Source organism: Dehalobacter sp. TeCB1, from assembly GCF_001707455.1.
Lineage (GTDB): Bacteria > Bacillota > Desulfitobacteriia > Desulfitobacteriales > Syntrophobotulaceae > Dehalobacter > Dehalobacter restrictus.
Genome location: NZ_MCHF01000026.1, coordinates 1 through 14,481, shown reverse-complemented (window position 1 = coordinate 14,481; position 14,481 = coordinate 1). Strand labels below are relative to the sequence as shown.

The 14,481-nt window shown below is 46.4% G+C and carries 14 protein-coding genes; 12 read left to right on the top strand and 2 right to left on the bottom strand.

Going from position 1 to position 14,481, the window contains the following annotated elements; genetic code table 11:
- Nucleotides 1-3 precede the first annotated feature (3 nt).
- The 8 genes from mreC to A7D23_RS07525 all read left to right on the top strand — a co-directional run bounded on the left by mreC (nt 4) and on the right by A7D23_RS07525 (nt 8,175).
- Entirely contained in the window at nt 4-870 is an 867-nt protein-coding gene (gene mreC, locus A7D23_RS07565) for a rod shape-determining protein MreC (RefSeq protein ID WP_025206118.1), read from the top strand.
- Nucleotides 867-1,382 carry a rod shape-determining protein MreD gene (gene mreD / locus A7D23_RS07560; protein ID WP_025206117.1) on the top strand — a complete coding sequence of 172 codons (516 nt, stop codon included), beginning with the start codon at nt 867-869 and terminating at the stop codon, nt 1,380-1,382. The genes mreC and mreD overlap by 4 nt, the downstream gene beginning before the upstream one ends.
- Before the next feature lie 38 nt (nt 1,383-1,420).
- On the top strand, nt 1,421-3,499 hold the full coding sequence (gene mrdA / locus A7D23_RS07555; RefSeq protein ID WP_068883440.1) for a penicillin-binding protein 2: 2,079 nt from the start codon (nt 1,421-1,423) through the stop codon (nt 3,497-3,499).
- A 236-nt stretch (nt 3,500-3,735) separates the two neighbouring features.
- On the top strand, nt 3,736-4,530 hold the full coding sequence (minD, locus tag A7D23_RS07550) for a septum site-determining protein MinD (protein ID WP_019224790.1): 795 nt from the start codon (nt 3,736-3,738) through the stop codon (nt 4,528-4,530).
- A 26-nt stretch (nt 4,531-4,556) separates the two neighbouring features.
- Complete coding sequence (gene minE, locus A7D23_RS07545) at nt 4,557-4,847, top strand: cell division topological specificity factor MinE (RefSeq protein WP_025206115.1); 291 nt, start codon at nt 4,557-4,559, stop codon at nt 4,845-4,847.
- A 308-nt stretch (nt 4,848-5,155) separates the two neighbouring features.
- The gene (gene rodA, locus A7D23_RS07535) at nt 5,156-6,328 is read left to right on the top strand and encodes a rod shape-determining protein RodA (protein WP_025206113.1); all 1,173 of its coding nucleotides are present in this window, start codon (nt 5,156-5,158) and stop codon (nt 6,326-6,328) included.
- A gap of 158 nt (nt 6,329-6,486) precedes the next feature.
- On the top strand, nt 6,487-7,236 hold the full coding sequence (locus A7D23_RS07530) for a peptidoglycan DD-metalloendopeptidase family protein (RefSeq protein ID WP_019224794.1): 750 nt from the start codon (nt 6,487-6,489) through the stop codon (nt 7,234-7,236).
- A gap of 78 nt (nt 7,237-7,314) precedes the next feature.
- Nucleotides 7,315-8,175: a M50 family metallopeptidase gene (locus tag A7D23_RS07525; protein WP_019224795.1), complete on the top strand. Its 861-nt coding sequence runs from the start codon at nt 7,315-7,317 to the stop codon at nt 8,173-8,175.
- 82 nt (nt 8,176-8,257) lie between these two features.
- On the opposite strand, the gene A7D23_RS07520 is transcribed toward A7D23_RS07525, so the two are convergent.
- Nucleotides 8,258-8,806, bottom strand: a complete 549-nt coding sequence (locus A7D23_RS07520) for a manganese catalase family protein (protein ID WP_019224796.1) — start codon at nt 8,804-8,806, stop codon at nt 8,258-8,260.
- A gap of 173 nt (nt 8,807-8,979) precedes the next feature.
- Here A7D23_RS07520 and A7D23_RS07515 point away from each other — a divergent pair, with 173 nt between their 5' ends.
- Together A7D23_RS07515 and A7D23_RS07510 are read left to right on the top strand one after the other, a co-directional pair.
- On the top strand, nt 8,980-9,597 hold the full coding sequence (locus A7D23_RS07515) for a methylated-DNA--[protein]-cysteine S-methyltransferase (protein ID WP_025206112.1): 618 nt from the start codon (nt 8,980-8,982) through the stop codon (nt 9,595-9,597).
- A gap of 188 nt (nt 9,598-9,785) precedes the next feature.
- Nucleotides 9,786-11,660, top strand: coding sequence for a TIGR03960 family B12-binding radical SAM protein (locus tag A7D23_RS07510; RefSeq protein ID WP_019224798.1), 1,875 nt, complete (start codon nt 9,786-9,788; stop codon nt 11,658-11,660).
- 13 nt (nt 11,661-11,673) lie between these two features.
- Here A7D23_RS07510 and A7D23_RS07505 read toward each other — a convergent pair whose 3' ends face one another.
- Entirely contained in the window at nt 11,674-12,096 is a 423-nt protein-coding gene (locus tag A7D23_RS07505) for a DUF2935 domain-containing protein (RefSeq protein ID WP_019224799.1), read from the bottom strand.
- Nucleotides 12,097-12,231: 135 nt separating this feature from the next.
- Here A7D23_RS07505 and A7D23_RS07500 point away from each other — a divergent pair, with 135 nt between their 5' ends.
- Together A7D23_RS07500 and A7D23_RS07495 are read left to right on the top strand one after the other, a co-directional pair.
- Nucleotides 12,232-13,029, top strand: coding sequence for a TIGR03936 family radical SAM-associated protein (locus A7D23_RS07500; RefSeq protein WP_242836955.1), 798 nt, complete (start codon nt 12,232-12,234; stop codon nt 13,027-13,029).
- A 51-nt stretch (nt 13,030-13,080) separates the two neighbouring features.
- Nucleotides 13,081-14,385: an Rne/Rng family ribonuclease gene (locus tag A7D23_RS07495; protein WP_025206111.1), complete on the top strand. Its 1,305-nt coding sequence runs from the start codon at nt 13,081-13,083 to the stop codon at nt 14,383-14,385.
- Nucleotides 14,386-14,481: the final 96 nt, after the last annotated feature.

Here is a 14,481-nt window from a genome sequence, read left to right as displayed (position 1 = left end):
TCGGTGGGGAAAAAAATAAATCCCATGGGTATAGCCGTTCTCGTTTTTGCTGTTCTGCTGATCACTTTGACGACGATCCATTTGACCGGACTCGGCAGTCAGTCTCCGAACCCTGTCGGGAACGCCATGCAAAGAGTACTTTCACCGATAGAAAGTGCGATTTGGAATCTGGGAGATGGGATTAAAGATAATTTTCGGGCGATTTTCAGTTTTCGGACTGTCAAAGCAGAAAATGAGGAACTTCGTAAACAGGTAGAAACGCTCACGGGAGACAATCTTCAGCTCAAACAACAGGTACTGGCTGCCCTGCGCTATCAGGAACTTGATGCTGTTTTTCAAAGTCCCTCGCTGGAGAGCTATGAGAAAATTGGTGCCACCATTATAAATCGTAATCCTTCAGCCTGGTATCAGACAGTCACCGTCAATAAAGGCAGTGATCACGGCGTAAAAGTGGATGATCCTGTTGTTGCCAATCTGGGTCTGGTCGGGAAGGTCATTTCTGTCACCCCGAAGACCTCGGATGTTTTACTGCTACTCGACGGAGAGGGACAGGTTGGCGCCTTTGCCAGGGGTAATAAAGGTGAGGCAATTTTTGGGATTGTCAAAGGTACGTATAAGAAAAACACCAGGCTGAATTCCTCAGGAGAACTCGAAATGAATTTCCGGCAGGACGATGAAGTCAATGCAGGAGATTTGGTATATACTTCGGGTTTAGGAGAGGTCTATCCCAAGGACATTCCGATTGGTGTTGTTACCGAGATTAAAATTGATGCGAAAGGCTTGCTGAAAGTAGCCGCGATCGAACCCATTGTTGATTTTGATTCTCTGGAGGAAGTCTATGTAGTGAGCATTCCGGAGGACAGTCGATGAAACGTTTTATCGTAATGTTACTGATTCTTATTGTCTGTCTCATCCTCCCGGGGACGATCTTCCATTATTGGTCATGGGCCGGCATAAAACCTGATTTGGCCATGCTCTGGGTTATTTATATCGCTCTGCATCACCGGCCGGCTCAGGGAATTGTGTATGGGTTTGTGATCGGCCTGATTGTGGATTTCTATCTCGGAAGGTATATCGGACTCTATGCGATCATTTTAGCTGTCGTTGCACTGCTGATCAGTATGCTTCAGCAGCGCTGGTACAGAGAAAACATTCCGCTTACCATGGTGCTCGTCTTTATCGTAACGGTTCTTGGGCAGACCCTGATGGCCTTGATTGCAACCACCGCTGGACTTAACTGGTACCTCGGGGATGCCGTAAAGGTCATTCTGGGCATTTCTTTCTACAACTGCCTATTGGTTCCGCTTACCTATCCCTTCATCCACAAGTCTTTTACAGAAGGAATTTTGCAACCTAAAAAGAAGATCGAACAACAATTATAGTGTTGGTTAAACATGATGCTTAATAGGAGATGAACACGATGGAAGAAAGGGAGAGACAACCCTATCAGAGGAGATTGACCTGGCTCAGTGTGGTTGTCATTCTTCTTTTTTTGATTTTAGGATTTAATCTATGGTGGCTGCAGATTGCCAAAGCGTCCTATTATTCGAACCTGGCGGCCGGTAATGTGATGAAAACGGTCACGACGTCCGCGGTCCGCGGAGAGATTGTGGACAGCAACAATATCGTTTTGGCCCAAAGCGTGCCGAGTTTTGCGCTGACCCTGGACTGGACTGACCTGCAGAAAGTGAACACCAACTGGAAAGATGTTGTTGCTAACCTCGCAGAATATATTAAACCGTACTGGCCTTATCCAAACCAATCGGTAGAATTGATTACCGAGGATCTTTTGGTGATGATTCGTAACCAGCAGTGGAAGAGCTACAAGACGGTTGTCATTCTGGAAGATATACCAAAAGAACTACAGGCGATTATCGCCGAGCACAGCAATGAGCTGCCCGGCGTCAGCATTGAACCAATAGCGGAAAGGGTTTATCCGCAAAAGACACTGCTTGGTCAGATCTTGGGTTATGTTAGGGAAATAAGCGAGAGTGAAATTGAACAATTCAATGAGCAGGCAGAGTCCAATGATGACGAATATCGCTACACGCAGGGTGACCTTGTAGGGAAAATGGGCGTGGAAAAAAGTTACGATACCTGGCTGCGCGGCAGTCATGGCGTAGAAATTGTCAGCGTCGACGGCAACGCGAGACCGATCGACAAAGAAACGCTCCAGGAAGCCCAGGCAGGTTGTACCCTGCAGCTGACCATCGACAGCAAGATGCAGCGTGTCGTGGAGAACGAACTGGACAGAGTGATCAAGGATATTCAGAAGACCCATCCCGATGCCCAGGCCGGCGCGGCGGTGGTCATCGATGTGAATACAGGCAAAATACTGGCCATGGCTTCCCGTCCTTTCATGGATCCGAATGACCTGATCGGGACAATTTCGGAGGAAACTGCTCAAAAGTATTTCAGCAGTGAAGATGCCGCATCATTCAACCGGGCGCTGACCGGTACGTATCCTCCCGGTTCGACTTTTAAGATGATTACGGGAATGGCTGCTCTGGAAGCAGGCGTCATTACACCGGACGATACTTTTATGGATACCATGTCTTCGCTGGGGTCCCCGGATGTACAAAGTGCAGGGGTCGCCGAGTGGGGTGGAAATAACTTTGGCAGGGTGAACCTTTATAGCGGGCTTGCGCATTCTTCCAACATCTATTTCCAGATTGTTGGCCGCCGGGTTTATGAGAAAAATCCGGAGCTGATCAAGAAAATTGCCAATGAATTTGGCCTGGGGGTTACTAGCGGTGTAGATTTACCGTATGAAGCGGAAGGAAATGTGCCTTCCCCGGCCTGGAAGGAATCTTATTATAAACCCTACTACGATAAAAAAAGAGAAGAAAAGCTTCAGGAAATTGGGGATAAATATGCGCAGCTTCTGGCCAGTGCAAAAGATCAGGATGAAAAAAATACACTTCAGCATGATAAAGAAGATGAAATTGCTCAGGCCGAACAGGAGTATAAAAATAACATTAATGAGTATGTAAACTGGCGGTTGTACGATAGTTTCAACAGTTCGATTGGTCAAGGCGCAAACCACTATTCAATTCTTCAGATGGCTAACTATGTCGCGACCATTGTCAATGGCGGAAAACATTACAAGCCTTATGTTGTGGACAAAATTCTTGACCCTGTGACCGGGAAAGTCGTTCAGCAGAACCAGCCGGAAGTTCTAAACGAAGTTTCTGTTTCCCAACAAAATATTGAAACGATCAAAAAAGCAATGTCGGAAGTAACGAGCGGTGAGGGGACAGCGGCCTGGCTTTTCAGAGATATACCAGAGTTCACCGGCGGCGGCAAGACCGGTACGGCCCAGATCGGTTCGAAGGGAACATCCAAAGAAGAAGCTTATAACGGGATGTTTGTCGCGTTTGCACCGTATGACAATCCTCAGATCGCATTTGCCGGCGTGGTGGAATATGGCGGACACGGCAGTGAAACATCGGGTTATGTCGCGAAAGCAGCATTTAAATATCATTTTGGCTGGAAATAGTCATATAAATAAGAAATACCGGGGAATTTGATCCTCGGTTTTTTTTCTTTGCGAAAGGAAAAGCAAAAGGGATTGTAGAATCTTCTTACACAGAAACAGATCAAAGCTCACGCTGGGCTAATAAGGTACTGGTTGAAATTCTGAAGAGGGGATTTATTTTTTACTTGGCAATGGAAAATTATAACTGAAATGTAAGACAATGCATTAATCATTTATGATGAAAGGCAGGCTTGGTTATGGGTGAAACAATTGTAGTAACTTCAGGGAAAGGTGGCGTAGGGAAAACTACTACAACAGCAAATTTGGGGACAGCCCTGGCTTTTGCCGGATTTAAAGTTGCATTGGTCGACACGGATATCGGCCTTCGCAATCTTGATGTTGTTATGGGCCTCGAGAATAGGATCGTCTATGATATTGTCGATGTTACAAGCGGCAGCTGCAGGATCAAACAAGCACTTATTAAGGACAAGCGGTTCAACAGCCTGCATTTGCTTCCGGCTGCTCAGACGAAAGACAAAACAGCAGTAAGCCCCGATGAGATGGAGGTTCTCTGCGAAGAGCTGCGTGAAGAATTTGATTATACGCTGATCGATTGTCCGGCTGGGATTGAGCAAGGCTTTTACAATGCAATCGCCGGTGCGGACAAAGCAATTGTCGTTACGACGCCGGAGGTCAGTGCGGTCCGCGATGCCGACAGAATTATCGGACTATTGGAAAGTGCGGATCTGCGTAATCCAAAACTAATTATTAACAGAATCAGACCACGGATGGTTAAACAAGGGGACATGATGGACATTGAGGATATCGTTGATATCTTGGCTATTGATCTTCTCGGTGTGGTACCGGAGGACGAGAAGATTATTGTATCGACCAACAGAGGAGAACCCGCAGTCATGGACGGCGTTTCCAAAGCGGGCGAAGCTTACCGGAGGATTGCACAGAGGGTAAGAGGCGAAGAAGTCCCATTAATGAATCTGGATGTATCGAATTCCCTGATGGATAAACTGAAAAATTTAGTTGGCATACGCTAGCCCTGCACTGGGGGGAGGTAATTATGTTGTGGGAATTATTATATCGTGTGCTGGGCAAGGACAATTCCGGAAGCCGTAGTCAGGCCAAAGATCGGCTGCGGCTGGTTCTGGTTCATGACCGTGCCACGATATCGCCCTACCTGATGAATCGCTTAAAAGAAGATCTGGTCAAGGTGATATCGAATTATATGGTGATCAACGAAGAGGGGTTGGAGGTATACCTGAATCAAGATGAGAGGGAAGTCGCGCTGATGGCCAGTGTTCCTGTAAAGAAAATTAGAAGGGACTATATGGAGAGAACACAGTCGATTTCGTGAGTAAATCGCTCAAGTCAAACAAAAAGGAAGCATTAAGCTTCTTTTTTTGTGAACAAGACTTTACATCGATGTATGGGGATCAGGCCTGTCCCAAATTCGCCCCCGGAGGCGATTTTGAATGCGCATTCGAATTTAGGACAGGCTGTCTATATGAGGTTTGTCTCGTAAGCCTGGACGGCTGGAGTCGGGCCGGGATGAAGATGTTCAACGTATTTTAGTAAGAAAAAACCCATACTTGTCAAGTTATCATTGTGAACGGAGAGATCTGTGATATAATCTTTGGTAGCAGCCGATATATGGAGTATTGTATGATAAAAGAAAGAAATTGGAATTTTATCAGAGGTCTCGATCTTGGAATGGTCCTGGCAGTTGTACTGCTTTTAGGGGCGAGCCTGCTGATCTTAAGCACGGCTTCCATCAATGTTATGGCGTCAGACCCGTATCATTATGTGAAAACTCAGGTGGTCTGGATCGCTACAGGAATTGTTCTTGCAGTCATTGTTGCGTTTACTGATTATGAAAACTATAAAAAGATCGGTATCTGGATCTACGCTTTCAATATATTCCTGCTTCTTCTCGTTTTTGCTTTTGGTTCTGAAGCGAAGGGTGCGCAGCGCTGGATACCTATCACCTCTACGCAAAGCATTCAGCCCTCGGAATTTGCCAAAGTGCTGCTGATTGTTACGTTTGCCAGCTTTCTCAATGAGAGGGAAGGAAAGCTGAATAATGTAAAGGATTTTATTCTACCCCTGCTGTTTGTACTGCCGCCTACTTTATTAATATTTCTTCAGCCTGATTTGGGGACTGCGATGGTGTTCGGGGCGATTTTTATTGGAATGATGTTTGTTGCCGGAGCGAATCCGATTAAATTTGGGGCGGTGATTGTCGGCTGCATTGGGGCGGCCATTGGTGCTGTTGCATTGCACTTAGCCACGAACCTTCCCGGACCGCTGAAATTTCTGGAAGGATTGCCGTTGCCTTTGAAAGATTATCAGATTAACCGGTTTATTGCTTTTCTGGATCCCGCCAAGGATACTTCAGGGGATGGATATCATGTTATTCAGTCGGTTTGGGCCATAGGTTCCGGAGGCATTTGGGGCAAAGGGTACCAGCAAGGCACCCAGGCCCAATATAATTTTTTACCTGAGCATCATACAGACTTTATTTTTTCAGTTGTGGGCGAGGAATTTGGCTTTATCGGAACATCGATACTGTTGTTTATATTCTGCATCCTGCTTTTGCGGATGGTTACCGTAGCCACCAAATCGAGAGACAGGTATGGGGTCCTGATTGTCTCCGGAGTCGTAGCAATGATTGTTTTCCATGTTTTCATCAATGTTGGGATGGCTTCAGGAATCATGCCTGTCACCGGAATTCCTCTGCCGTTTATTACTTCCGGCGGCAGCTCGATGTGGGCAAATATGCTAGCGGTCGGGCTTGTCTTAAGCGTAAGTCGCAGAGGAGAACGACGAATGTTCTGACATCTTCAACGATAAAAGTTTACAAGCCATTATTCAAATCTGTAAAGAAATTTCTAAAAGAACATTTTCGTCAGGAAGATGTTCTTTTTTGCGTATTTGTTCATATTCTTTATTAGGGTTGTCTCCCTGAAGGAAAACCTTTATAAGGCGGTGGATGAATGGATCCGTTTGAGCGCTGGGATGACTGGGAATTTGAAAAGGCTGCCCGGGAGATCGGACGTGGTTACAGGGATGATCAGGAATATGTCAGGAGCGACTGGAAAGATCATCGGACTTATTTCAATAAAAAACCTTCCGGAGGTCTTTTGGCCGATTGGAACGGCAGTCAGAAAAGAGTACTTCTTTCGGCTTTTTTGTTTTTAACGATTGTTTTCAGTGCCAGCGGAGAGGACTTTGTTTCCAAAGGTGTCTATGCTGTTTATCAAGGCGGTATGAGCAGTGGAAATATCTATGTGGCATTAAACACGATGGCAAAAGAAGCAATAGGCCTTCAGAACTCTGAAAGCCTGCCGGTGAATTCTGTAAAAGAAGAGATTTTTTATCCACCTGTAGCCGGAGCTGTCAAGGTAGCGTTTGAGAGTACAGATGAGGATGGGACGATCAGCAGCGGAATTGAAATTGAAAGTGCGCTGGGGACTGCTGTGCTCTGCCCCCAGGAAGGAGTTGTACTCGAAGTCAGTGAAAATAAAAAACTCGGAAAAGTGATACGGATCAACTTTGGCAATGGCTGGGAAGGCCTTTTGGGGAATTTTGGCGATATTAATGTTGAACGGGGTGAACCTGTTTCGATGGGGAAAAAATTGGGGACAGTCGGAGTCAGTTCAGCACAGGAAAAACCCTGGCTCTACCTAGAACTGCAAAAAGACGGTCAGCCGGTCGACCCCTTGACATACCTAATTCAGAACTAGTATATAAATTCAAAAATCCCGATTGTACTTAATACTTTTTAATCGATCTGCTAGGGATGGGGACAGAGGGGGATCAAGATGAAAGTTAAAGTTCACCCGACCTTTATCATCCTGTTAATCCTATGTATGCTTGCTGGTCAGGTTGTCAGGGCGCTTCTAGTCTTTAGTCTGGTTATTGTTCATGAAGCCTGTCATATACTTGCTGCAAGAGGTTACGGGATCAGGTGTAGGAGTATCGAGCTCTATCCCTATGGGGGGACGGCCGTTCTTGACGACAGTTTTGAAGGGAAAAAGAAGGAGGAGACAATTATTGCTTTTGCTGGTCCGGCCGTCAATGTCGTGTTGTTCTTTTTTATTCAGATTCTTCGTGAAAACGGAATCTTAAGCGGAGCATGGGCGTTGGAATTTGCCAAAACAAATTTCTGGCTGGCAGCCTTTAACCTGCTTCCTGTTCTGCCGCTTGACGGTGGTAGAATTGTCCGTGGCCTGCTGGCGGGGTCTTTTGGTTTTGTCCCGACCACCCGGTTCCTGGCGGCAGCCGGTAAATGCCTTGGGGGTGCTTTTGTTTTTGCTGGTTTCCTGATGCAGGGAATGGGCTTCTATATTTATGAACCGATTCTTTTTATTGTTCTTGGCATCTTTTTCTGGATTGGCAGCGGCAAAGAGCTGGACAATGCCAGAATTGTTTTTTTAAAGCAGCTCTGCCGCAAGAAAGAGCGTCTTTTGGCGCAGGGGCTGATGCCTGGAAGGAGTCTCGCGGTAAGTAGGGACACTGCGCTTAAACAGATTATTGATAAGTTTTCTGCTGATCATTTCAGTCTCGTCAGTGTAATGGGTAAAGACGATAAGATCGAAAGAATGCTAAGTGAGACTGAAGTTATCCAGGGCATGATGGATTTTGGACTCAATTGCATGGTCGGAAAATTAAAAGAAGAATAAAAAAAGATCATATAGAATGGAATACTGTGGTAATGATCCAAAAGCATGTAAATATCATGCACCGGTAAATATAGAGAAGCATTCAGACTGGGAAGCTCATTCGATATTCCCTGATTAATGTGCTAAAACTTCCTGGGGCAGCACCCTGAAGGATCATAGCTTGGGACTTTTCAAAAAGGTGTTTGTGGACATCTTCTCTGTCACCCAGAAAGCGAATCATCTTTTTCAGACCAGGATCGCTGGTCATTGTCAAATGTGTGTCATAAAGCATTTTTGCGCGGATCTCAGCTTCAGCATCGGCCTGCAGCATCGCAACAGGATCAAGGCTTTGATCGACATAGGTCAGGTCCCAGGGTATACCCTCGGAATTGACGTAGCAAAGTGGTGGTCCTCCAAGTCTGTTAATCGCCTCAGCAATCATCTCCATATGGCTATGTTCTTCTGCTGCGATAAGACCCAATAACTCCCTTACAAAGTGGTTGGGCATATTAGCACGGTGATTCATATACTGGGTGGCTGCGGAGAACTCGCTATCTTTCCCGCCGTAATGTTCCAGCATGATCCGGCCGAACTGCGGGTCTGGATAATTGACTTCTACTGGAAATAACAGCGCATCGGCGTATTTGAACATAATTTCCCCTCCAATACTTCTTTTCGCTTGCTTTCATACGAGCAATTACTGTATTATATTATCCTATCTGAGAATTCGTCACTCTGTCTTTTCAGCTCGAAGAGGGTTGGACTGGCAGACCGGCTATTCAAATAGGTGAAGGGAGCTGGTACCCTGTCAACATGAAAACGAACATGACCTATACCTGCACTGTGAATACACCTCTTGGAAAAATGACAGCTGCGGCAGTCCAAGATAAGCTAAGCGGTTTATGGTTCATTGGCCAGAAGCATTATCCTGCCGTTACTTCCGAATGGACAGAGAATCGGGAATATCCTGTTTTTGAGACGCTGCGTCGGCGGCTGGATTTTTATTTTTCGGGACAAGAAGGACAAGCTTGGGAAGAGGAACAGGCGGCAAGCACGGAAAGAAATGCGAAAGGTATCATGGCAGGTATTTCAGTTCCCAAAATGGATTTGTATCTGGCTCCTGTGGGGACCGACTTCCAGAAGGCTGTCTGGGAGATACTGCTGCAGATACCGTATGGGAAAGTCATAACTTACGGGGAAATTGCCCAACGTATTGCTCTGGCCCGGGGGTTAACAACGATGTCCGCTCAGGCGGTAGGCAGTGCAGTCGGGCATAATCCGATCTCCATTTTAATTCCGTGTCACCGTGTGATTGGCGGCAATGGAAAACTTACCGGTTATGCCGGCGGCCTGGACAAAAAGAAAGCCCTTCTGCGCCTGGAAGGTAGGTTTTTGCTTAAGAATAAGGTGCTGTGCTATAATAATTTATCCACAATTAAGTAATCCGTCTCCGTAATATATAGACAACGTCAAGCGGAACAGGGATGCTGAGCGCGGCACACGAGGGCTATGGATGGCCTAGTGTTACGATGCCATGGATGGCATAAAGGCAGGTCAAAGCCTTTATGCTGCCGAAAGCGTATATATTATGAAGACCTGCCTGGATAAATAGGCTCAAGGGGGAAATACATATGAATCAGAAGGATCGTGAATGGATTCGCCAGAAACTCGACCGGATTTTACCGCAGGTGATTAAGCCCGGTCGTTATGTCGGTGGTGAATGGAATATGGTAAAAAAAGACTGGGAAAAGACAGATGTACGGGTGGCATTTGTCTTTCCTGATGTATATGAAGTCGGCATGTCCAATCTTGCGTTACGTATCCTGTACGGCCGCATCAATTCTTATGAAGAGTTTCTCTGTGAAAGGGCCTTTGCTCCATGGCCGGATATGGAAGAAAAGTTAAAGCAGGGAGGAATCCCGCTTTACACACTGGAATCTTTTCGTCCTCTGCTGGATTTTGATGTGGTCGCTTTCACGCTGCAATATGAGCTCAGCTATACCAATTTATTAAATGTCCTAAAGCTCAGCGGGATACCGTTAAAATCCGAAGACAGAAAAAACGGGACGGAAAGTGGGGGTGCGTATCCCTTTATATTTGCCGGTGGTCCATGTGCCTACAATCCTGAACCTCTGGCGCCTTTTGTAGATTTCTTTTTCCTGGGGGAAGGGGAAGAACAATTTCCCGCAGTTCTTCACGTGATTCAGCAAGCCAGGAAAAACGGAAAACTGAAGGAAGCTATTCTGGTCGAACTGGCCCAGATTCAGGGAATCTATGTGCCGGGTTTTTATGAGGCCGAATACAAACCTGATGGTTCAATCCAGCAAATCACAGTCAGGGAAGGAATTTCTGAGACGGTCAGAAAGGCGGTGTTGCGGGACTTCAGCTCGGCCTACTTCCCGGAAAAAGTGATTGTCCCGTATACGGAGGCTATTCATGACAGGGTAATGCTTGAGGTCATGAGGGGTTGCACCAGGGGATGCCGCTTTTGTCAGGCCGGAATGATCTACAGGCCGCTTCGGGAACGGTCTCCTGAAGCATTGCTGGAACAGGCGGAGAAATCCATCAAGGCCACCGGTTATGAAGAAATCTCACTTGTTTCGCTGTCGACCAGTGATTATACTTGCATCAACGGTGTCCTTAAAGGTCTGATGGCTAAAATGGAACCCAAAGGGGTCAGTGTATCCCTTCCCTCACTCCGCCTGGATTCATTTGATGTTGAGATTGCCGAACAGGTCCAAAAAGTACGCAAATCCGGACTGACCTTTGCACCGGAAGCCGGAACCCAGCGCTTAAGGGATGTTATCAATAAAGGCGTAACGGAAGAGGATCTTTTAAGGACGGCAGAAGCATCCTTTAAAGGAGGATGGAGCAGTATCAAGCTGTATTATATGATTGGACTACCGACCGAAACCTATGAGGACTTGGACGGAATCGTCGAACAGGCCAGAAAAGTCCTAGAGTTGTCCAGAAAACTTGGGAAACGCGGCTGCAGGATCACAGTTTCGGCAAGTTCGTTTGTTCCCAAACCGCATACGCCTTTTCAATGGGCAGCACAGGATTCCATGGTGACTCTTAGAGAAAAACAGGAATACCTCCGCAAGAAACTGCGGGATTACCGGATCAAGTTTATCTACCACGATGTAGAAGCAAGCTTTCTGGAAGCCATATTTGCCAAGGGTGACCGCAAAGTTGCGGAGCTACTGGAATGGGCGGTTAACGCAGGTTGCAAATTTGACGGGTGGAGTGAGCATTTTCGGTATGATCTGTGGAAGCAGGGAATGGAGGAAATCGGCATTGACCCGCATTTCTATGCCAACAGGCGGATATCAGAGGATGAGATCCTTCCCTGGGACCATCTGAACTCAGGTGTCAAGAAATCCTACTTGCTTGGAGAATATAAAAAGGCCCTGACTGAAGCTGTCACACCTGATTGCCGGGAAAAATGCAGCCACTGCGGAGTCTGTCCGGATCTGGCCAGACCCGTAAAATTCAGTGCGCTTTAACTTTATACAGAACCTAGCCTTGACTGCAGATGGTCTGGGTGATCCCGATGAAATATTCAGATTCACGGATGATGTGTTTGATTACAGCTGCAGCAGTCGGATTCTTCTTGACTGCCTGACTCAAATCTAGAATTTCAAAAAGGAATTTTACAAACCGGCCGCTTTGTTCAAGAGAAAAGCTGATCAGACGAAGTGCCTGATCGGCGACAACCGGTTGCGTATTTCCATATCTGACCAATGTTTCAGTGAGCTGGACAACCTGGCTATGCGTCCTTGTCAGAGCCTGTTCCCATTCTTTAAGTTCTTCGACAAATTTTCTTTCCAGATCCGGCACGATTTCCCGGATGACGTTCGTATGCTCATATTCCTGGTGTTTCCAGAAGTTGGCCTCATCCAGCAATCTTAGCGGCGTCTGTTCGCCAGAAGAAAATTGCATTGAAATCCCTCCTCGTTTACAAGTAATGTATTCGGCTTTTTTACAAACATGCCGGAATAAAGAAAGGCTTTACAACAAAGCTTTGGAAGATAGCTCTGATATTTATATCTTGGAAAGATTGGAAAAGAGGCGGTTATGATGAAGATAAGGCTGGCCTACACCAAGAAAGGTGAAGCCCGGTATATTGCGCATCTGGATTTAACCAGAATGTTGGACAGGGCCCTGCGCAGAGCCCAAATTGAAGTGGCTTTTTCCGAAGGATTCAATCCTCATCCGAAGATTGCTTTTGGTCCCCCTTTGCCAGTCGGTGTGGAAGGAGAACAGGAATATGTCGATATTGAAGTCAAAGAGAATAAAGAACAAGAAAAGGACGCTATTCGGGAAGAAGCTGGAGAAGCAACAGAAGCCGGAGCATGTGATATTGGGAATATCGTTGAGCGGCTTCAGAGCCAGTTGCCCGAGGGCATAAAAATCATAGGCGCTGGGATCGCAGTAAAGGGAAGCAAGGCACTGATGGCTGTGATTAATCTTGCCAGATACCGGACCGAAGCGCCTCTCCTTCGTCCGGTCGAGGCAGAAGAACTCCGTAAAGCTTGCCGGAACTGGCTGAACAGGGACGAAGCAACAGGGATTCGCTATCAGCAGGGCAAAAAAATAGAGCGGAATATTCGTCCGTTTGTTAAAACCATAACACTGATTTCTGAAGAAGGGGTTATTTCTGCGGATGCTCAGAATTATCATGTACAACTGCGCCTGGATATTATTACCGGAAACGCTGGTTCAGTCCGGCCGGTTGAAATCCTGGAAAGTCTAAAAAACATGGAAGGACTTCCGGTAGATATTTCAGGCGTAACGACAACAAGGGAAGGCCTGTTTATCGAACAGTCCGACGGGATGCTCAGAAACCCACTCGAAGTGATCGCAACGATATAGTGTCATCTTAGAAATTTGGATTTGATACTAAGCCTGAAAGCAGGGATAAGATTGAAAGAGATTGTCATTACCACTGAGGATCATCGGATGAGGGCTGCGGTACTGGAAGAAGGCAGACTGGCAGAAGTCCTGGATGATTCCGGAAGAGAATCCCGTTTGGCCGGCAATATCTACAAGGGGAAGGTCAGTAATATTGTTACAGGCATACAGGCTGCTTTCATCGATATTGGGCTCGAGAAGAATGCCTTCCTCTATGCAGGGGATATTGTCAATCCAGAATATGTCCAGGTGCAAAATGTACCCGGATCGCCGGTGCCACCGATCGAGAGCCTCTTAAAAGAAGGCCAGGAGGTGATTGTTCAGGTCACCCGGGAAGCTGTCGGTAATAAAGGAGCAAGAGTTACGACCAATCTTTCACTGCCCGGGCGTTTTGTGGTACTCTTGCCCGGGAATCGCGGATATTTGGGGATTTCACGTAAAATAACGGATGAAACAGAAAGAGAACGTCTTAATCAACTTGCCCAGAATCTCAGCATTGAGAATGCTGGTCTGATTGTCCGGACGATGGCGGAAGGCGTTGCGGAAAAAGAACTGGCTGATGATATTGAAAAGATTTTAGAAATCAATCAGACCTTAACGGAAAGAATCAAAAGCAAGTCTGGCAAGGGACTGATTTACAGCAGCAGCGACCCATTGTCCCGTCTGTTAAGAGAAACGATCGACGAAGAGGTAACCAGGATTATTACCGATGACGGGGAAATGGCCGAGCTGCTACGGACAAAGCTCCGGGAAGTCAGATGCTCAGTTTCCGGGAAAATATGGACTGACTTTAAAGGGAATTTGTTTGAACGCTATCATATCGGTGATGAAATCCTGAAAGCATTAAAACCCAAGGTCCCGCTTGAAAGCGGAGGCTATCTGGTGATTGAACAGACTGAAGCCCTGACCGCCATTGACGTCAACTCCGGAAAATACACTGGAGAAAGCTCCCTGCAGCATACCCTGCAGAGTCTGAATATGGAGGCTGCTACAGAAATATCCAGGCAGATAAGACTTAGAAACCTTAGCGGGATTATTATCGTCGATTTTATTGACATGGAACAAAATGAGGATTGGAATCAGCTGCTGGAAATGCTGGAAAAGTCTTTTAAACAGGATAAGGTCAAATGTAAAGTAGTGGGGCGCACCAGGCTGGGGCTCGTTGAGGTAACACGCAAAAAAGAAGGTCAGACCTTAGCTGCCAGGAACACTGAAAAATGCCGGGAGTGCGGCGGAAAAGGCTGGCACGAGAGACGAGAGACGAGAGACGAAGGATTTTTTCATTTGGTGAGCGGTCAAAGTAAATGCAACCTTTGACAGAGTAAATATAGTGGGGTTTCATTGAGTCTGTCAAAATACTGGGAATAACAGGTATAGTACCTGTTAAAAATAGCCGATTCAGATTATATGGAG